Here is a 387-nt window from a genome sequence, read left to right as displayed (position 1 = left end):
GTGCGGGCAACTCTGGCGCTTTTGCAAGAAGCTCTCGCCGAAGAAAGCAACAGCCACTTCATGCTTCTCTCCGAAAGTTGTGTCCCGGTGCGCCCCTTCTCCGAACTCGCCCGCAGCCTGCGCTGTGACCCGCGTTCGCGCATCCGCTTCGAGCCCTGGGCGGAAATGCGTAAACGAGACATCCTAAAAGCCCAGCGCGTGCAAGAGATTGAAGGGATCCGCAAGGAAGTGGCTTGTTTTCAACACCAATGGATGTTGCTCAATCGAGCGGATGCGGAAGCCATCGTGGCCAACGATCTGACGCCGGCCTTTGCCAAAGTAGATTGCGCGGACGAAAGTTACTTCATCACCGTCCTCGCCCAACTCGGGCGGGCCCCCATGCAAACG

At 58.7% G+C, this 387-nt stretch carries 1 protein-coding gene; it reads left to right on the top strand.

The genetic code is table 11. The annotated features are described in order from the left end of the window. Positions 1–387, top strand: a 387-nt coding sequence (locus JIN78_RS17010; protein WP_200393192.1) for a beta-1,6-N-acetylglucosaminyltransferase, incomplete at both ends; no start/stop codon positions are given.

This window comes from Roseibacillus ishigakijimensis, from assembly GCF_016595415.1.
Classification (GTDB): Bacteria; Verrucomicrobiota; Verrucomicrobiia; order Verrucomicrobiales; family Akkermansiaceae; genus Roseibacillus; species Roseibacillus ishigakijimensis.
The sequence above is the reverse complement of the archived record's forward strand: the minus strand, read 5'-3'. Positions and strand labels throughout refer to the sequence as shown.